Origin of the sequence: Azorhizobium caulinodans ORS 571 (assembly GCF_000010525.1) — a bacterium.
In the GTDB taxonomy this organism is placed as follows: Bacteria; Pseudomonadota; Alphaproteobacteria; order Rhizobiales; family Xanthobacteraceae; genus Azorhizobium; species Azorhizobium caulinodans.
Window position 1 is genome coordinate 5255004 of the sequence record NC_009937.1, and the last position, 18741, is coordinate 5273744.

Genomic DNA, 18741 nt, shown 5'->3' on the forward strand with positions numbered 1-18741 from the left:
CGGCGTGCTTCTTGCTTCGGGGGCGGGAGAATGGGAAACCGGAGGCAACCGGTCCCGCAGCGCGAAGGCCCATGGATCTCAACACCGTCACCGCCCTCCACCGGCCCCGGACCCGTGACGAGATCGGCCCCTTTCAGGCGGGCGATGCCTTTCTTGCGGGCGGCACCGCCCTGTTCGCGGCACCCGATCCCGCGCTCTCCCGCCTCATCGATTTGCCGGCCCTCAACTGGCCGCCGGTCACGCTGACGGCGGATGGCCTCGAGATCGCCGCCACCTGCACTTTCGCGGAACTCGAAGAAGCGTCGCTGCCCCCTCGCCTCTCGGCGCTGGCGGCACGCTGCTGCGGCGCGCTCTACGGGTCGTTCAAGGTGCGCGCGGCGGCGACCATTGGCGGAAATCTGTGCACCGCGCTCGCCGCCGCACCCATGGCTGCCTTCGCGGTGGCGCTCGATGCGGAGATGCTGATCTGGCGGGCGGACGGCACAGCCCGGACGCTGCCGGCCCGCGAGTTTATCCTCGCGCCGACCCGCACGCGGCTCGGAACGGGAGAATTGCTGCGCAGCATTCTCGTGCCGGCTTGCAATATGGACCTGCGCTGGGCCTTCCGCCGCATCGCGCTGAATGAGCTTGGCCGCTCCGCCGCGCTGGTCATCGGGACGCAGGACGGGGCGGGCCGCTTCGGCCTCACGATCACCGCGTCGACGCCCCGGCCGGTCCGGCTCGACTTCCCGGCTTTGCCAGACGCCGAAACGCTTCTCGCCGCGCTCGACGCCGCCGTTTCGCCCGTCGGCTGGTATGACGACGTGCATGGCGATCCGCTCTGGCGGGCCCACATGACGCGGCTTTTTGCGCAGCAAATCCGCAGCGAGCTGACGGGAGAGGCGGCATGAGCGCCCTCCTCCTCAATGGCCGGAACATCGAGGCCGCCCCGCGCGCGGGCCAGTGCCTGCGCACCTTCCTGCGCGATCTCGGCGCCTTCGGCGTCAAGCGCGGGTGCGATGTGGGCGATTGCGGTGCCTGCACCGTGCTGCTCGACGGCGCGCCGGTACATAGCTGCATCACGCCCGCCTTCCGCGCGCTGGGGCGCAGCATCACGACCATTGAGGGGCTGGCGGAAGGCAACGATCTCCATCCCGTGCAGCAGGCTTTTCTGGACGCGCAGGGCTTCCAGTGCGGCTATTGCACGGCCGGGCAGGTGCTCACGGTGGCCGCGCTCAATCAGGCGCAGCGGCGGGATTTGCCCGCCGCTCTGAAGGGCAATCTCTGCCGCTGCACCGGCTATCGCGCCATTGCCGATGCGGTGGCCGGCATCGCCCATGCGGAACATCCCGAGGCTGGTGCTGCCTGCGGGCACAGCGTCCACGCCCCGGCAGCGCGGGCCATCCTCACGGGCGCGGCGCGCTATACGCTGGATGTGGAGGTGCCCGGCCTCACGCACCTGAAGCTCGTCCGCGCGCCCCACGCCCATGCGCGCATCCGCGCCATCGACACGGCGGCCGCGCTGGCGGTGCCCGGCGTGATCGCCGTGCTGACCCATAAGGATGCGCCGCCGGTCCTCTATTCCTCGGCCCGGCACGAGATCGCCACCGACGATGTGGACGACACCCGCATCCTCGACGATGTGGTGCGCCATGTGGGCCAGCGCGTCGCCGCCGTGATCGCCGAGACGGTGGCCGCCGCCGAGGAGGCCTGCCGGGGGATCGTCGTCGATTACGAGGTGCTTCCCGCCGTCTTCGATCCCGAGGCCGCCCGCCAGCCCGGCGCACCGCGGGTGCATGGGGAGAAGGGCGCTGAGAGCCGCATCTTCGATCCCGCCCGCAACATCGTCGCGCATCTCGAAGGCGAGGTGGGCGATGTGGCGGCGGGGTTTGCGGCGGCGGACGTGGTGGTGGAGGAGACGCTGGAAAGCCAGCGCCTCCAGCACGCGCATCTCGAAACCCACTGCGCCATCGGCTGGCGGGATAAGGACGGCCGGCTCGTCATCCGCTCGTCCACGCAGGTGCCTTTCCTCACCCGCGATGCGCTCGCCACCGTGCTCGGCCTGCCGCGCGAAGCCGTGCGCGTGTTCACCGGGCAGGTGGGCGGCGGCTTCGGCGGCAAGCAGGAAATGCTGGTGGAGGACATCGTCGGTCTCGCCGTGCTGAAGACGGGGCGGCCGGTGCAACTGGAACTCACCCGCGAGGAACAGTTCGCCGCCACCACCTCCCGCCACCCCATGAGGGTGCGGGTGAAGCTGGGTGCGAGGTCGGACGGCACGCTCACCGCCTTCGAGATGGACGTGCTCTCGAACACGGGGGCCTATGGCAATCACGGCGTGGGCACGCTGTTCCACGGCTGCAACGAATCGGTGCAGGTCTATCGCTGCCCCAACAAGAAGGTGACGGGCGAGGCGGTCTATACCCACACCCTGCCCTCCGGCGCCTTCCGGGGCTATGGCCTCAGCCAGACCATCTTCGCCATCGAGAGCGCCATGGACGAACTGGCGCGGCGGCTCGGCCTCGACCCGTTCGAGCTCAGGCGGCGCAACGTCATCCGCCCCGGCGATGCCATGGTGGCCTGGAGCCTCCATCCGCACGACATCGAATATGGCAGCTACGGCCTCGACCAGTGCCTGAACCTCGTGGAAGCGGCGCTCGCCGGCCCGCATGATCCTGTGCAGGAAGGGCCGGACTGGCAGGTGGGCAAGGGCATGGCGCTCGCCATGATCGACACCATCCCCCCGCGCGGCCACCATGCCCATGCGCGTCTGAAGCTGGCGGCGGATGGCGCTTATGAGCTGGCGGTCGGCACGGTGGAATTCGGCAACGGCAGCCACACGGTCCACGGCCAGATCGTCGCCGGGGCGCTGGGCACCTGCCCCAAGGCCATCCGCCTCGTCACCTCCGATACGGACGCGGTGGCCCATGACACGGGCGCCTATGGCAGCACCGGCATCGTGGTGGCGGGCCGCGCGGCGCTCGATGCGGCGGAGAAGCTGAAAGCCGCCGTTCTCAGCTTCGCGACAGATCACGCCGGTGTTGCGGCGGGCGATGGCCGGCTGACGGCGGAAGGCGTCACCTTGCCGGATGGCCGGCTCCTCCCGCTGGCCGATCTCGCCCGCGCGGCGGAAGCGGCGGGCGCGCCGCTCGCGACGGAAGGCGTCAGCAACGGCTCGCCGCGCTCCATCGCCTTCAACGTTCATGGCTTCGTGGTGGCGGTGAATGGCGAGACCGGCGAAGTGCGCATCCTCAAAAGCGTGCAGGCGGCGGATGCGGGGCGGGTGCTGAACCCCATGCAATGCCGGGGACAGGTGGAGGGCGGCGTCGCGCAGGCTTTGGGCGCCGCGCTGTTCGAGGACCTCGTCATCGACAACGCCGGGTCGGTGGTGAACCCCGCCTTCCGCCACTATCACATCCCCGCCTTCGCCGACGTGCCGCGCACTGAAGTGCTGTTCGCGGACACCCATGACAGGCTGGGGCCTTTCGGGGCCAAATCCATGAGCGAGAGCCCGTTCAATCCGGTGGCGGCGGCGCTGGGCAACGCCATCCGCGACGCGACGGGCGTGCGCCTGCGGGCGACGCCCTTCGCGCGGGATCGCGTGTTCCGGGCGCTGAAGGCGGCGCGGGAGGCTGGGACGGAGAGGGTGTGATTTTCGAGGGCGTGAGGGGTGGAGAGGGCATTACCCCCCTCCCCGGCCCTCCCCCGCAAGGGGGGAGGGAGTGGTGGCGCTCTGTAATGAGATCGGCCCAAGCGCCGGGCGGAAAGCCCTCCCCCCTTGCGGGGGAGGGTTGGGAGGGGGGTAATGCCCTCTGAAATCAGGACGAACACTCGCCCGCAGGATCAGGCAGAGCCTCTCGCGGGCGAGGGCTGGGAACTTAAACGGGGGACTGGGCTGATGCTGGAGCGGCTCTTCAAGCTGAAGGACAACGGCACCACGGTGCGCACGGAGATCATGGCGGGGTTCACCACCTTCCTCACCATGGCCTACATCATCTTCATCAATCCGAAGATCCTCGCCGATGCGGGCATGCCCCACGGCTCGGTGTTCGTGGCCACCTGCCTCATCGCGGCGCTGGGCAGCCTCGCCATGGGGCTCTATGCCAACTATCCCATCGCGATCGCCCCCGGCATGGGCCTCAACGCCTACTTCGCCTACGTGGTCGTGCTCGGCATGGGCTACACGTGGCAGATCGCGCTGGGCGCCGTCTTCATCTCCGGCGTGTGCTTCGTGCTGGTGACGCTGTTCCGCATCCGCGAGGCCATCGTCAACGGCATCCCCCATTCGATCCGCATCGCCATCACGGTGGGCATCGGGCTGTTCCTCGCCATCATCTCGCTGAAGAGCGCCGGCATCGTCGCGGCGAGCCCCGCCACCTTCGTCACTTTGGGCAATCTGCATGAGCCCACCGTCATCCTCTCGGTGATCGGCTTCTTCGCGGTGGCGGTGCTCTCCGTGCTGCGCTTCAAGGGCGCGCTGCTCATCGGCATCCTCGGCGTCACGGCGCTGAGCTTCTTCTTCGCGGGCAACAAGCTCTCCAGCTTCGTCTCGCTGCCGCCCTCCCTCTCGCCGACCCTGTTCGCCCTCGACATTCCGGGCGCGCTGCACGCCGGCATCCTCAATGTGGTGCTGGTGTTCTTCCTGGTGGAGCTGTTCGACGCCACCGGCACGCTCATGGGCGTCGCCCGCCGCGCGGGCCTGCTCAAGGACGGCAAGATGGAGCGCCTCAACAAGGCGCTGCTGGCGGACAGCACCTCCATCCTGGCCGGCTCGCTGCTCGGCACCTCCAGCTCCACCGCTTATCTCGAAAGCGCGTCCGGCGTGCAGGAGGGCGGGCGCACCGGCCTCGTGGCGGTGACGGTCGGCGTGCTGTTCCTCGCCTGCCTGTTCTTCGCCCCGCTGGCCGGCTCGGTGCCCGCCTATGCCACGGCCCCGGCACTGTTCTTCGTCGCCTGCCTGATGCTGCGCGATCTGACCGAGCTGGACTGGGAGGACATCACCGAGGTCATCCCGGCGGCGGTGACGGCGCTGCTCATGCCCTTCACCTATTCCATCGCCACGGGCGTTGCCTTCGGCTTCATCTCCTATGCGGGGCTGAAGCTCTTCACCGGCCGGGCGAAAGAGGTGAACTGGATCGTCTGGATCATCGCCGCCGTCTTCCTGTTCAAATATGCCTATGAAGGCTCGGCCGGGTGACACAGGCCCCCCGCATCGCTCTGCGCGCCGGCGCCATCACCTTCCGGGGCAATCCCTTCCTCGCCCCGGAGGCCGAGACGTTCGTTTACGAGAGCGATGCGCTGCTGGTGATGGAGGCTGGGCGCATCACCGCCTTCGGCCCCTATGAGGCCCTCTGGCCGAGCCTGGCGGAGGGGACGGAGATCCGGTCCTTTCCCGACGCCCTGCTCTGCCCCGGCTTCATCGACACCCATGTCCATTATCCGCAGACGGGGATGATCGCCTCCTTCGCGGGCGAACTGCTGGAGTGGCTGGAGCGCTACACCTTCCCCACCGAGCTTGCCTTCGCCGATCCCGCTTATGCGGACGCGATGGCCAAGGTGTTTTTGCGCCAGTTGCTGCGCAACGGCACCACGACGGCCATGGTCTATTGCACGGTGCATCCCCATTCAGCGGAGGCGCTGTTCGCGGAAAGCCACCGCTTCGACACCCGCATGATCGCCGGCAAGGTGCTCATGGACCGCAACGCCCCCGAGGGCCTGCTGGATGAGAGCGTCGCCCGCAGCATCGCGGAGAGCGAGGCGCTGATCGCCCGCTGGCACGGCACCGGCCGCCAGCTCTATGCGGTGACGCCGCGCTTCGCCGGCACCTCGACGCCGGAGCAGCTTGAAGCCGCCGGCCATCTGCTGAAGCGCCAAGCGGGCCTGTTCCTCCAGACCCACCTTTCCGAGAACCGCAAGGAGATCGAATGGATCGCCGGCCTCTTCCCGGAGCGGGCGGACTATCTCGATGTCTATGCCCATGCCGGGCTCGTCGGCCCGCGTGCGGTGTTCGGGCACGGGGTGCATGTGAGCGAGGGCAATCTGTGCACGTGCCACGAAACCGGCGCGGCGCTCGCCCATTGCCCCACCTCCAACCTCTTCCTCGGCTCGGGACTCTTCCGCCTGTTTGATGCGCTCGATCCGCGCCGGCCGGTGCGCGTCGGCCTCGGCACCGATGTGGGGGCGGGCACCAGCTTCTCCCAGCTCGCGAGCCTGAACGAGGCCTATAAGGTCGCGGCCCTTCAGGGCGGGCGGCTCGATGCGGTGAAGGGCTTCTATCTCGCGACGCTGGGCGGCGCCCATGCGCTGCATCTGGACGACCGGCTGGGGCGTCTCGCGCCGGGCTATGAGGCGGATGTGTGCGTGCTGGACCTCAAGGCGACCGAGTTGCTGGCCCTGCGCACCGCCCGCAGCGACGACATCAGCGACCAGCTTTTCGCCCTCATGACGCTGGGCGATGACCGCGCCATCCGCGCCACCTATGTGGCCGGCCGCTGCGCCTATGACCGCGACCGGGCCGAGCCGTTCCAATACGCCTGAGGCTACTGCCCCTTGCCGAGCACCATCACCGCCGCCGTGCGGAAGATGATGGAGAGGTCGGTCTTGATCCAGTCCCACGGGTCCAGCAGGCGCATGGCGTAAGCGTGGTCGTAGCCGACCTTGGAGCGCACGTCCTCGATGGAGCCGTCATAGCCCTGGTTCACCTGCGCGAGGCCGGTGATGCCGGGGCGCAGGCCGTGGGTGCGCTCCACATAGAAGGGAATTTCCTTCTCCAGCTTCAGGAAGAAGGCGGGCCGCTCCGGGCGCGGGCCGACAATGGACATGTCGCCCTTCAGCACATTGATGGCCTGCGGCAGCTCGTCGATGCGGGTCTTGCGCATGAAGCGGCCGATGGGGGTGATGCGCGGATCGTTCGCCGTCGCCCACACCGGGCCGGTGCGTGCCTCCGCATCGACATACATGGTGCGGAACTTGAAGAGGTAGAACAGGTCCGTGCGCGTCTCCGTGGAGCGGCCGACACGGATCTGGCGATAGAAGATCGGCCCCTTCGAGGTGAGCTTGATGGCGAGCGCCACCGGCACGAACACCGCCGCCAGGACGAGAAAGGCGATGGCGCCCACCACGATGTCGAAGGCGCGCTTGCCCACCCGCACCACCGGGTGGACATAATCGAGTTCCGGCTCGCCCGCAGCGCTCATGCCCGCCTTGCTCTCCGCGGCGCGGCCCCAGCGTCCCCGGTCCTTGCCGGTGAGCTGGCGCAGCGCGCCGATCAGCCCCGCTCCGTGCCCTTCCACGAAATAACCCGCGAACCGCAGCACGCGCGGCAGAGGCGCGGCGGATTTCGCGATGGCGAACAGGGCGAGCCCGTAGAAGGCCACCTGCCCGACCAATAGCAGGCGGTAGAGTGTTAGCGGATAGAAGGCAAGGAGGAGATTGGAGACAAACAGGATCACCAGGAGGAAGGGCACGAAGGCCCGCAACGCCTTGCCGGAGAGGAAGATGAAGGCGAGGTCCGGCCGGCGCGGATCACCGAGCCGCCACAGCCACAGCGCCTGCTGCACATTGCCGGAGGCGATGCGCACCCGGCGGCGGAACTCCTGCGCCCGGTGGGTGCGCTCCTCTTCCGTCGCCACAATGGCGCGGTCATAGACGGCCCCCGCCCCTGCCGCGACCATGCGCATGGGCAGGATCACATCGTCATTGATGGTGTGCGGCGGCAGCGGCGCCCAGAGTTCCCGCCGGAACATGTAGAAGGCGCCGTGGCAGCCGATAGGCGCGGCGAGCGCCGCCTCGTCCGCCTTGATGGCGGTCTGGTAGCGCCAGTAGCCCGCCTCCCCGGCGCTGCCCGCCGCCCGGAGGGCATAGGTGCCCGCCACCACGCCGATGCGCGGGTCCGCAAAATGCGCCGCCGCCCGGCGCAGGGCATCGGGCGAGAGGCTGGCGGAGACGTCGGAGAGCGCGACAAGGCCGGGCGGCAGGCCGGCGATCACCTCGTTCAGCACCGCCACCTTGCCCCGGTTGACCGGGAAATCGCGCACCTCGGCATTGAGGCCCGCGCAGGCCTCCGAGGCCAGAGCCGCGCGCGCCGCCTCCGGCGTGCCGTCGGTGCAGCCGTCGCAGGCGACGATCACCTTCAGCCGGTCGCGGGGATAATCGAGGGCCGCGCAGTCCTTCAGCTTGGCGGCGATGAAGGCCGCTTCCTGATAGGCCGGCACCACCAGAGTGATGACGGGCAGGTCGGCCTCGGGCACCGGCGGCGGCACCGGGCGCGGACCGCGCCTCCGGGCCAGCGCGCGCAACAGCGCCGGGAACACCGCATGGTGATAGGCGACAAGCACGAGGCTGAGCCAGAACAGCAGCTCCAGCGCGATCATGCCGCCTCCGGAGTGAGCAGCCTCCTGTAGTCCGCCACCATGCGGTCCCAGGAGAAATGGCCGGTGACGAAGGCGCGCGGATCACCCGCCGGGGGATGATCGAGGCGCAGGTTGAGGGCCGCCGCCAGTGCCGAAGGGTCTTCGGGCGGCACGGCAAGGCTCACATCCGGGCACAGCCCCTCGCGCACCGAGCCGACGTCGCTTGCCACCACCGGAATGCCGCAGGCCTGCGCCTCCAGCACCGAGAGCGGCAGGCCCTCCGCGCGCGAGGGCAGGGCCACCACGTCGAAGGCAGGATAAAGCGCCTCCATGTCGGCGCGATAGCCGAGGAAGATCACCCGGTCGGCAATGCCGAGTTCCGTCGCCAGGGCGCGGAACATGCGCTCGTGCGACCCCTGCCCGGCGAGCACCGCGACCGCCCCAGGCACCTGTGCGAAGGCGCGCAGGAAGACATCCTGCCCCTTCACATGCTCCAGCCGCCCCGACACGCCGACGATGCGGGCCTCCACGGGCAGGTCAAAGCGGCGCCGGGCCTCGGCGCGGTCCTGCGGCCGGAAGCGGTCCGTATCCACCGCATTGCGGATCACCGTCACCGGGCAGCCCCGCATGACGGTGGCCATCTCGTCCGCCACGGCCTGCGAGACCGCTACCACGCGCGGCCGCACGAGACGCGCCACCATGCCGGCGATCCAGCGGTGGCGGGGGTCGTCATAGTGCCAGACGTCGTGCTCCACATGCGCGATCACCGGCACGCCGGCGAGGCGGGCGGCGAGCGTGCCGTAGAGCAGCGGGCCCACATGATGGGTCAGGACGGCGCGGGGCCGCAGCGCCCGCAGGTGGCGGGCGAGCTTGGGGATGAGACCGGGCGTCAGCCCCTGCGCCTTGCCCATGCCGATCATCGCATCGGGCGGCAGCGGAATGTCCGGCCAGGCGGCGAGGATCGCTTCGGCCGTCAGTTCCAGGCTGACGATGGGATTGTTGCCCCCGAGGCGGCGCGACAGATCGATGGCCAGAACCTCGAGGCCACCCGGTGTCAGGCGCTGGACGATCTGAACAATTCCACCCGGCACGGACGACTCCCGCACGGCGCGCCACGCCCATGCTTGCAATGCTTTACCGGTTATTAAGGTAAATCGATTGTTCTGGCGATGGATAACACCGCTCTGCGTCGGTCGGTTCTCTCTTCCCGGAAGGAGAAATTTGGCCGCACCCGTCAGACGCGGTGCGAAGACTATGCGTAAGCCGCGATGATGAGAGCGGGGGCTCCATGCCGAAGGTGGTCGAGATCGCGGGAGACATGGACGCCGCCGCCATGGCCGAACTCAAGGCAACGTTCGAGACCTTGGGCAGCACGGCGGACGATGTGGTGCTGGATCTGGCGCAGGTGGAATTCATGGATTCCTCGGGCGTCGGCGGCATCGTGTTTCTCTACAAGCGCCTGAAGATGAACGGCCACCGGCTCAGCCTGGTGGGCGCCGGCGGGCAGCCACTCCAGCTTCTCACCCATTTGCGGATGGCCGACCTCATCGCGGAGCAAAGACCGTGAGCCAGCACCAGGCACCGGGCGTCCTGAAGATGGCAGCGCTGGCCGCCGCCTGCCTCGCGCTCGCGGGCTGCGAGGCCAGCACCTTCCTGCCATGGCCCGACGAGGGCCGGGGCGGCCTCGCCGAACGCCGCCCGTCCACCGATGCGCGCATCGACAACCTCTCCGACCAGTTGGTCGTGCTCATTTCGCGGAACGCCCGCTACTACGCCGCCGCCGACACGGCGGACGCCGAGCGTCTCCTGATCCAGATCCGGCGGCAGTCGGAGGGTGGCTTCCCCGAGGATACCGAAATCGACATCGCCCGCTTCAAGCAGAAGCTGGCGATGATCGAACGCCAGTTGCCGCGGCGCGCCGCACAGAGCGGGAGCCGCTGATGGGCCGCCTCCCCGTCCCTCTGCTCGCTGCCATCCTGGCCTTTCTCGCGTTCGCGCTGCCCGGCGTCCTGCACGCCCAGCAGCCGCCGGCGGCGGATCGGGCCATTCGGCTGCGCGTTGGCGACGTGCTGGCCATCACGCTGCCGGGCGAGTCCGTGTTCAACAAGGATTTCGCGGTGGACCGCAACGGTCGCATCACCTTGCCGGAAGTCGGCGAGGTGGACGTGGCCGGGCGCACCATGCCCGAAGCCATCACCATCGTGCGCAACGCCCTCGCCCGCGCCTATCGCGACCTCTCCCGCCTCCAGGTGGGCCTGAAGGAGCGCCGGCTGGTGGTGACAGTGCTGGGTTATGTGGTCAATCCGGGCGAGGTGAACCTGCCCGTGGACGCCGGCATCCAGCAGGCGATCGGCGCCTCCGGCGGACTCCAGCAGGGCGCCCAGCTGGACAAGCTCCAGCTGCGCCGCGACGGCAAGACCTCGACCTTCGACTACAAGAAATATCTCGACACCGGCGATGTGACGCTGATCCCCCAGCTCCAGCCGCTGGACGAGATCTTCGTGCCTTCCTCTCCCGCCACCGGCAACGTGCAGATCAATTTCGATGCCCGCACCCTCGCCGACCAGGGCGACGCGGCCGACGCGACGTCGGCCGTGAAGGTGTTCGGGGAGGTCACGCGCGCCGGCTCGTTCGGCTACAAGCCCGGCCTCACGGTCGTGGACATGATCCTTCGCGCGGGCGGCATCACCCAATATGCCTCCGTCGAGCAGATCCGCGTGATGAACGGCGGCGAGCCGATCATCTTCAACATGAAGAAGTATCTGGACACGGGCGACGAGAAGCTGCTGCCGCCGCTCAGCCCCGGCGCCATCATCTTCGTGCCGAAGCAGGCGGACGAGATCCGCCGCTCCGTGCGCACCGTTTATGTGATCGGCGAGGTGAACCGGCCCGGTCCCATCGAGGCGCCGCCGGATTCCCGGCTGATGGAAATCCTCGCCAATGCCGGCGGTCCCACCCGCTATGCGGAAACCCGCAACATCCGGGTGCTCAAGGCCGACGGCGGCGTGGAACCCTTCGATCTCGTGGCCTACACGGAGGGCACCTCCACCCGGCTGCCACTGATCCTGCCGGGTGACGCCATCTTCGTTCCGGAGAAGATCGAGACCTCGGACCGCCCCTCGTGGCTGAAGGTGGCGCCGAACCGCGCCGTCCAGGTGATGGGCGAGGTGAACCGCCCCGGCCGCTATGAATGGTCGGACGAGATGAGCCTGCTCGACCTCCTCGGCGAGGCCGGCGGCCCCAACCAGCGCGCCGACATCGCCCATCTCCAGATCCTCCAGTCGGAGAAGGATACGGCGACCCCCGTCACCTTCGACCTCCAGGCCTTCCTCAGCAATGGCGGCAGCCTGAACCAGCTTCCCAAGATTCGGGCGGGCAACGTCATCCGCATGCCCTCGCTGCCGGAATCGCCCATCGACAACAAGGCGAAGTGGGTGCAGCTGGCGAAGGAGGACGTGATCTACATCATGGGCCAGGTGCAGATCCCCGGCCGCTACGCCTTCAACAAGAACATGTCCTTCCTGGACATCCTGTCCGCCGCCAACGGCCCGACCCAGACCGCCGACCTGCGCAACGTGCGTGTGTCGCACCGCGGCCTGCCGGGATCGAAGGTCACGCAGGTGAACCTCGCCCAGTATTTCGCGACGGGTGACGACAAGCTGCTGCCGCGGGTGAAGACCGGCGACGTCATCTTCATCCCGGACCGGGCGAACAAGGAGTGGTTCGACGACAGCAAGGAGAGCACCGTGCGCGTGCTCGGCGCCGTCGCCCGTCCCGGACGCTACCGCTTCGACAACAGCATGACGCTGCTCGATCTGCTGGCGGAAGCCGGCGGCCCCACCAGCGACGCCTACCAGCAGAAGATCGTGGTGGTGAACCTCGGCTGCTGCCGGGAACAGGCCCGGATCTTCGATCTGATCCAGTTCGCCAAGACCGGCGACATCCGCCTCTTGCCGGTGGTACAGGCGGGTGACACGGTCTATGTGCCGACCACGGCGCAGAGCGGCTGGAAGATATTCATGGACGGCGTGCAGAATGTCCTGCCCATCGTCTCGCTCATCGCCTTCCTCTCGGGAGGCTAGACCCGGCGGATGCGGTCCGGCGGGAGCGGTGTGACCCATTCCTGCGGACGGGTTACGATCCGGCGTGCCGGCGGCTATCGGATGGGAACCGGGAGACAGGACGCACGGGCAGCCGCTCCGGCTGTCCGGGACGGGAGAGGGTTCATGTGGGGCAGAGGCCTTCGCGAGGTCGAATCCGTCTACCTCGCCACGTTCGGACAGGGCGTGCGGGTGGTCGGCGTGACCGGCGTGGTCAGCGGCAGCGGCGTCTCCACGCTCGCGGCAGCGCTCGCGGAGCGCGCCAAGCGGCGGAACCGCACGCTGCTCATCGGCCTCTCCGATCCCACCGCCGCGGTTCCCGCACAGGCCACCCGCTGGTCTCCGGAGGACGCGGACCTCACCCCCTACATCGAGGAAGACCCGCGCGGCTTCGACCGGCTCCAGGCCTCGCCTTTGCCCGAGGCCAGCTTCGCCTTCCGCAATGCGCTCGCCATCCGCAACATGCTGGACGGGCTGATGCGCTCCTATGACGCCATCGTGCTCGATCTCGCCGCCGTGGAGCCGAGCGAACGCGTCGCCGTACCGGTCACCGCCATCGCCTCGGCCTGCGAGAGCATCGTGGTGGTGTGCCTCGCCGGCCGGGTCACGCGCGCCATGCTGAACCGCGCCGCCAGTGCGCTGCGCCAGGCGAATGCGCCCATCCAGGGCATCGTGGTGAACGACCGCTTCAATCCCACCCCGGGCGAAGAGCTGGCGGCCGAGGCCGAGCGCCTCATGCCCTTCGCGCCGGATCTGGTGCAGCGCTTCATCTCCGCCGTGCGCGGCAGCCGGATGCTCAATACCAAGCTGTGAGCGGGCGCCGCGAAGGCGGCCCCGTCCTCAGGCGGCGTAGGGGCGCGGCTGGGCTTCCTGCGGCGAGATGCGCGGCACACGGGCGATGACCGGCACGCCGAGGATGCGGGCGAAATCCGCCGGCCGCCGCAGGCGGGTGTCGAGCAGCTCGCTCGCCGCCGCCAGGGCCCCGCCCACCGCAAAGCCCGAGATGATCCCCGCCAGCACATAGAGCGCATAGCCGGGCGTGACCTTGGATGCCGGATCCGACGGGGTTTCCAGCACCTTCACGCGCTCGGGCGCCTCGAACACGCCGAGCGCACCGGTGACACGCGCCATCTCGTAGCGCTTGGCCAGCGATTCATAATTATCCCGCGCGAAGGACACCTGGCGCTCCAGCTGCTGCTGCTGCTGGTCGATGGGGCCGAACTCGGCAATATCCCTCTGGAGCACCGCGATGACCTTGCGCAACTGGTCCACCTCGCTCTCGATGGCGGTGCGCTTGCTCTGCTGCTCCTGCAGGCGCTGGAGCTGAGAGACGAGGAGCGGGGTCGCATTGCGGTCGCTGTCATTGCCGCGCTGGTCGCCGGCAGGTGCGGTGCCGACGCCGGCGGCGATGTTCCATAGCCGGTCGAGATCGGTGGTGGAGATGGCGTGGCTGTCGTTCAGGAGGTGGCGCCGCTCCTCCTCCAGCCGCTGGAGGCGCCATTCGGCGGCCTGCACGAGGCTGTGCTCGTCGGTGTAGCGGGCGCGCAGCGAGGCCAGTTCGGCCGAGGCCTGGACGATGTTCTCCTCGATCCGGCCGATGAGCGGGTTGGTGCTGGCGAGCCGCTTGCGCAGTTCCTCCATGGTGGCCCCGGCGATGCTGAGGTCCATCTCCTTGGACTGGAGCTGTTGTTCCAGCGTAGCGAGGCGCTGAACCGTGCTGTTGTAGAGCGCCGGGAGCTTGTCGGCATTGGCGGTGCGGAAGTCGAGCAGCGCCTTCTCGGCACCATCGAGGGCGCGCCGCCGCTCGGACATCTGGTCCTTCAGGAAGCGCTCGCTGTCCTGCACCGCCGTGCGCTCGGGCGACACGAGGCGCTCCACGAAGCGGCGGGACAGCGCCTGGAGGGTCTGGGCGGGGGAATTGGGATCCATGCTGCGGACCCGCATCTCGATGATGTCGGAGCCGACGAGCTGGATGGTCACCGCCTCGGAGAGCGCCTTCACCAGATCATCCCGCTGCTTGGGCGGGGTCTCGGGCGTCACCCGGTGGAGGTCTTCCAGCACCTTGCCCAGCACCACCTCGGAATGGGCGAGCGCGATGAGCGCCGACATACGCTCCTTCAGGTTCGGATTGACCGCGATGTCGTTGAGGATCGGGTTGAGCTTGGAGGGCTCCTGCACCAGCAGCGTCATCCGCGCCTCATAGCGGGCGGGCGCGATCGCGGCGGCGACGAGCGCCAGCGGCGGCAGCAGCAGGATCGGGATGATGGCCAGAAACCGCCGGCGCCAGGCGACCTGGGCGACATAGGCAAACGTATCCGAAGCGGTCTCGAACATCTCGTCTTCAGTCCATCGCTCCAACCACGATCCGCACCGTATCCGGCACGAATTCGGGATCGTAATGCTGGCGCGCATTCACGGTGGCTGGCAGCAGCGATCTTACCGTGCGCAGCCGCCGGTTCGCCAGCAGGGCCTGATCAAAAGCGCTGCCGCCCCCGCCCGGACCTGCGGTTATCATTACCTGGGTCTTATCGCTCACCTTCGCCGCCTTCCAGGCCTTCTGGAACGCGGCCAGCTCACGCTCGGGCGGCTGGTCGGTGGTGCCCTCGAACACGATCTCGAACTCGCGCGGCGCCGGGGCCGTCCGCGCCGGCTTTCCGGCGGTCGGTGCGGCGGCGCCCGCGGGGGCCGGCGCCGCGGGTGCGCCACCGGTTGCGAGCGCTCCAGCCGGGGCGGGAGCCTGCGCGCCATCGCCCCCCTGGGCGGGCGCAGCTCCCTCGGCGCGGGCGCGGGCCAGGATGTCCTGCACCGATGTGGAGCGGGCCGCCGGATCGCCGGCATTGGCCTGCTCACGGGCCTCGCGGAGCTTTTCCTCCGCGACCACGGTCGCCTGCACATTGGGGGGGATCATGGAGATGGGATCGGCCGGCGTGGTGGTGCAGGCGGCCAAAACGACCGCGAGCGGCGCCAGCACGCAGCCGGCCCGCATCCACCGCCCTCCCAGACCACCTGCCACGATCATTCCCACGCCCGTCTTCCGCCGCACACCGAATCGCCAGTCTTCACTGTCGCCCAAAGCCGATCATTTTGCGACCGGACACAATACCTTATTACCACCCGAGAAACGGTTGGCGTTGGCAGTGAAACATGCTTTTCATCACCGGCGCGCCAGCGGGGTGGTTCATGCAACGGCAGTCTTCTTCTGATCTTTCCGCGTCCGGGGAGGACCGGACGCGCCTGCCGGCGTCGATGATGCTCGTCCTCGCGGGGCTGATCCTCACCTCCTACGCAGCCAAGCTCGTGGTGTTCTGGCTGGCGCCGAACATGAGCTATGCGGACGTGACCTTCCAGTATCTGGAACAGGCCCACCGGCTCATGTACGGGCGGGGCCTGCTGCCGTGGGAGTTCGTCTCCGGCGCCCGGCCCTGGCTGGTGCCCGGCCTCATCTGGCCCGGCATGGAGGCGGCCCGTCTTCTCGGCGGTCAGGCGCAGGCGCAGATCTTCGGCGCGGCGGCGGTGTGCAGCCTCATGTCCCTGCTGGTGATCCCGCCCGCCTTCCTGTGGGGCTGGCGCCATGCGGGCAGCGTGGGCGCCGTGGTCTGCGGGGCGCTCGCCGCCTACTGGTTCGAGACGGTCTACTACGCCGGCCAGCCCTTGCAGGACACCATCGCCACCTTCCTGCTCGTTCCCGGCGTCTATCTCGCCTATCCGGACGGGCCGGCGCGCAGCTTCCGGCGCCTCGTCCATGCCGGCCTGTGGCTCGGCGCGGCGCTCGCCTTCCGGATCCAGCTCGGGCCCATCGTGCTGCTGGTGGGCGTGTGGGTGGCCCGGCTCGACATCCGCCGCTACGCCGCCTTCGTGCTCGGCGGCATTGGGCCGCTGCTCTTCCTCGGGCTGCTGGACTGGGCCACCTGGGGCATGCCCTTCCAGTCCATCATCAAATACGTGAAGTACCAGAGCTCCAGCATCGGCGAGACCGGAGAGGGCCGCTTCGGCTTCGTGCCCTGGTATCACTACCCCGGCTGGATCCTCGCCTACTGGTCGGGCGCCTTCGCCCTCATCGTGCTCACCGCGCTTGCGGCGGTGAAGCGGCTGCCGCTGCTGCTGGCCATCCCCCTCTTCAATCTGGCGGTGCTGGAAACCATCGCCATGAAGCACCCGCGCTATCTCTATCCCGGCGTGCCGTTCGTGCTGGTGCTCGCCGGCATCGGCGGATCGCTGCTGGCGCTCCGGCTGTGGGAGGGGCGCGTGCCGCGCTGGCGCATCGCCGCCATCGGCGCCGTGTTCGTGGCGCTCACCTCCGGCCTGCTCGGGGGCTTCGGCTATTTCGCCGCCACCTTCTCGCTGGGGCGCGGCACCATCCTCGCCACCCGCGCGGTGAATGCGGACGCGCAGAGCTGCGGCCTCGCCATCGCGCCGGGCAGTTCCTGGTGGCTGAGCGGCGGCTATGTCTATCTCAATGCCGACAAGGGCCTCTACGGCATCACCGCGGCCGATCCCGACTTCAAGGCGAAGAGTGCTGCCTTCAATTATATCCTCACCACCACCGAGCTGCCCGGCGAACCCATGGAGGACTTCACCGGCACCGGTTATGAGAAGATCGCCTGCTATGCCAACGGCACGCGCGGCCCGGCGTGCCTCTGGCGCCGTCCGGGCACGTGCGACGCCAAGGCGGCGGCGCCCTTGAAGGCAAGCCTGCCGCCATGGCTCGATGAGGCAAAGGGCCGGCCCTGATCCGGCTCGAGGAGACAGCCGCGCCCATGCGCATCGTCACGAACTGGCCGGCGATCCCGGAGCGCTGGCAGGCGGCCAACGGGCGTAGCGGCAGCGCCGTCCATCGGCGCACGCTGGCCGACCTGCGCGATGCAGCGGGACCACAGGACAGCGTCTATCTCGTCAATTGCGATCCCGGCCTCACCATGGGCGTTGCGCTGGCGAACCTGCGCCCCGGCGCCCGCCGGCCGCTCGTTGCCTCCGACATGGTGCTGCGCCGGCCGGAGGGGCTGAAGGGCCACCTACTGCATCCGCTGAAGCGGGCGCTGCTCTCGCGGGCGGACCTCTACCTCAATCTGTTCCGCGACGTGCGGGGCCTGACGGAAGTCTTCAGCATCCCTGCCGAGCGCTGCGCCTTCGTGCCCTTCAAGGTCAATCTGACCGAGGCGGAGATGGCCGCATCTCCGGTGGCGGAAGACTATGTGCTCTGCTTCGGGCGCTCCATGCGCGACTTCGACACCTTCTTCGCCGCCATGGAACACCTGCCCTGGCCGGGCGCGATCGCCCGCGCGCGGCCCGCGGACCTCGCCGCCCACGGGGCACGTTTCACGTGGAACCCTGACCATCTACCCGCCAATGTTCTCCAGCTCGATGATGACGGCACGCCGGCGGCGCAGGCCCGGATGCTGGCGCGGGCGAAGCTGGTGGTCATCCCCGTGCTGAAGTCCTCCATTGTCGCCTCGGGCATCTCCACAGCCCTCAACGCCATGCGGCTCGGCAAGTGCGTCATCGGCAGCGAGGGACCGGGCATGTCCGACGTCTTCGCAAGCGAAGCCCTGACCGTTCCGGCCGAAGACCCTGCCGCGCTCGCCGCGATGATCGACCGCGCCTGGCGGGACGATGACCTGCGCCGCCGCACCGCCGCAGCCGGCCTCGCCTATGCCGCGGCACAGGGTGGCGAGGCGGATCTTGCCCAGCGCATCATCGACGTGATGGCCGAACGCATTCCCTAGCGGAAATCACATCGGTTCCCCGCTGGAACCGCCGCTCCGGCCCGCTCGTTGACTCGGTCAAGGAGGACGGAGCGATGAAAAAGCAGATGATGGTGGCCCTTCTGGGCTTTGGACTGGTCGCCTCGCCCGTGGCGGCGCAGGGGGTGGTGCGCGGCGCGCAGGAAGGCGCGGCGGTCGGCAACAATGCGGCCGGCCCCGTGGGCGGCGCGGTCGGCGGTGTGGTAGGTGGCGTGGCCGGCGGTGTCGCGGGCGGCGTGAAGGGCGTGCTCGGCATTCCCCAAAACACCCGCACCCACAAGGCCCGCACGACCAAGAAGGCCGGTACCTCGACCGTGGCTAAGACCACCAAGTCGGACAAGGGTGACCGGGTGACCCAGCAGCCGTCCACGCCGCAGGGCCAGGGCGTCAATCCGGCCGACGCGGGTACGGCGACCGCCCGCTCGAACGCGCCGGCCCCGACGACGGCCACCACCACCACGACCACAGCGGCACCGAATACGACGCCGCCCGCCGCTCAGGCCCAGCCGGCCCCGCAGCCGCAGCCCACGCAGGCCGCCCCGGCCCCGAGCACCGGCACGGCGCAGTAACGCG

Annotated in this window: 15 protein-coding genes; 11 read left to right on the forward strand and 4 right to left on the reverse strand. The window is 69.0% G+C overall.

Going from position 1 to position 18741, the window contains the following annotated elements:
- Positions 1–71 precede the first annotated feature (71 nt).
- From AZC_RS23675 to guaD, 4 genes are all read left to right on the forward strand, one after another.
- Positions 72–890, forward strand: coding sequence for an FAD binding domain-containing protein (locus AZC_RS23675; protein ID WP_012173141.1), 819 nt, complete (start codon positions 72–74; stop codon positions 888–890).
- Positions 887–3628 carry a molybdopterin-dependent oxidoreductase gene (locus tag AZC_RS23680; protein ID WP_012173142.1) on the forward strand — a complete coding sequence of 914 codons (2742 nt, stop codon included), beginning with the start codon at positions 887–889 and terminating at the stop codon, positions 3626–3628. The genes AZC_RS23675 and AZC_RS23680 overlap by 4 nt, the downstream gene beginning before the upstream one ends.
- A gap of 246 nt (positions 3629–3874) precedes the next feature.
- Positions 3875–5173, forward strand: coding sequence for an NCS2 family permease (locus AZC_RS23685; protein ID WP_043879816.1), 1299 nt, complete (start codon positions 3875–3877; stop codon positions 5171–5173).
- The gene (gene guaD / locus AZC_RS23690) at positions 5170–6513 is read left to right on the forward strand and encodes a guanine deaminase (protein ID WP_012173144.1); all 1344 of its coding nucleotides are present in this window, start codon (positions 5170–5172) and stop codon (positions 6511–6513) included. The genes AZC_RS23685 and guaD overlap by 4 nt, the downstream gene beginning before the upstream one ends.
- Positions 6514–6515: 2 nt before the next feature.
- On the opposite strand, the gene AZC_RS23695 is transcribed toward guaD, so the two are convergent.
- Positions 6516–8348, reverse strand: a complete 1833-nt coding sequence (locus tag AZC_RS23695; RefSeq protein WP_012173145.1) for a sugar transferase — start codon at positions 8346–8348, stop codon at positions 6516–6518.
- The gene (locus AZC_RS23700) at positions 8345–9418 is read right to left on the reverse strand and encodes a glycosyltransferase (protein ID WP_052286052.1); all 1074 of its coding nucleotides are present in this window, start codon (positions 9416–9418) and stop codon (positions 8345–8347) included. The genes AZC_RS23695 and AZC_RS23700 overlap by 4 nt, the downstream gene beginning before the upstream one ends.
- 197 nt (positions 9419–9615) lie before the next feature.
- Between AZC_RS23700 and AZC_RS23705 the strand changes: the two genes are divergently transcribed.
- The 4 genes from AZC_RS23705 to AZC_RS23720 all read left to right on the forward strand — a co-directional run bounded on the left by AZC_RS23705 (position 9616) and on the right by AZC_RS23720 (position 13240).
- The gene (locus AZC_RS23705) at positions 9616–9894 is read left to right on the forward strand and encodes an STAS domain-containing protein (protein WP_043879817.1); all 279 of its coding nucleotides are present in this window, start codon (positions 9616–9618) and stop codon (positions 9892–9894) included.
- A complete protein-coding gene (locus AZC_RS25815) occupies positions 9891–10268 on the forward strand; it encodes a hypothetical protein (protein WP_043879818.1) in 378 nt (125 codons plus the stop codon). The genes AZC_RS23705 and AZC_RS25815 overlap by 4 nt, the downstream gene beginning before the upstream one ends.
- Positions 10268–12409: an SLBB domain-containing protein gene (locus AZC_RS23715; protein WP_052286053.1), complete on the forward strand. Its 2142-nt coding sequence runs from the start codon at positions 10268–10270 to the stop codon at positions 12407–12409. The genes AZC_RS25815 and AZC_RS23715 overlap by 1 nt, the downstream gene beginning before the upstream one ends.
- 144 nt (positions 12410–12553) lie before the next feature.
- Positions 12554–13240: a hypothetical protein gene (locus AZC_RS23720; RefSeq protein ID WP_043879819.1), complete on the forward strand. Its 687-nt coding sequence runs from the start codon at positions 12554–12556 to the stop codon at positions 13238–13240.
- A gap of 27 nt (positions 13241–13267) precedes the next feature.
- Here AZC_RS23720 and AZC_RS23725 read toward each other — a convergent pair whose 3' ends face one another.
- Together AZC_RS23725 and AZC_RS23730 are read right to left on the reverse strand one after the other, a co-directional pair.
- Positions 13268–14761: a GumC family protein gene (locus AZC_RS23725; protein WP_012173150.1), complete on the reverse strand. Its 1494-nt coding sequence runs from the start codon at positions 14759–14761 to the stop codon at positions 13268–13270.
- Between the two features lie 7 nt (positions 14762–14768).
- Complete coding sequence (locus AZC_RS23730; RefSeq protein ID WP_043879820.1) at positions 14769–15413, reverse strand: hypothetical protein; 645 nt, start codon at positions 15411–15413, stop codon at positions 14769–14771.
- Between the two features lie 263 nt (positions 15414–15676).
- Between AZC_RS23730 and AZC_RS23735 the strand changes: the two genes are divergently transcribed.
- From AZC_RS23735 to AZC_RS25930, 3 genes are all read left to right on the forward strand, one after another.
- Positions 15677–17158: a hypothetical protein gene (locus tag AZC_RS23735; protein WP_158304155.1), complete on the forward strand. Its 1482-nt coding sequence runs from the start codon at positions 15677–15679 to the stop codon at positions 17156–17158.
- Between the two features lie 26 nt (positions 17159–17184).
- On the forward strand, positions 17185–18150 hold the full coding sequence (locus AZC_RS23740; RefSeq protein ID WP_012173153.1) for a glycosyltransferase: 966 nt from the start codon (positions 17185–17187) through the stop codon (positions 18148–18150).
- Positions 18151–18224: 74 nt separating this feature from the next.
- Positions 18225–18737 (forward strand): hypothetical protein, encoded by a 513-nt coding sequence (locus tag AZC_RS25930; protein ID WP_012173154.1) that lies wholly within the window; start codon positions 18225–18227, stop codon positions 18735–18737.
- Positions 18738–18741 lie beyond the last annotated feature (4 nt).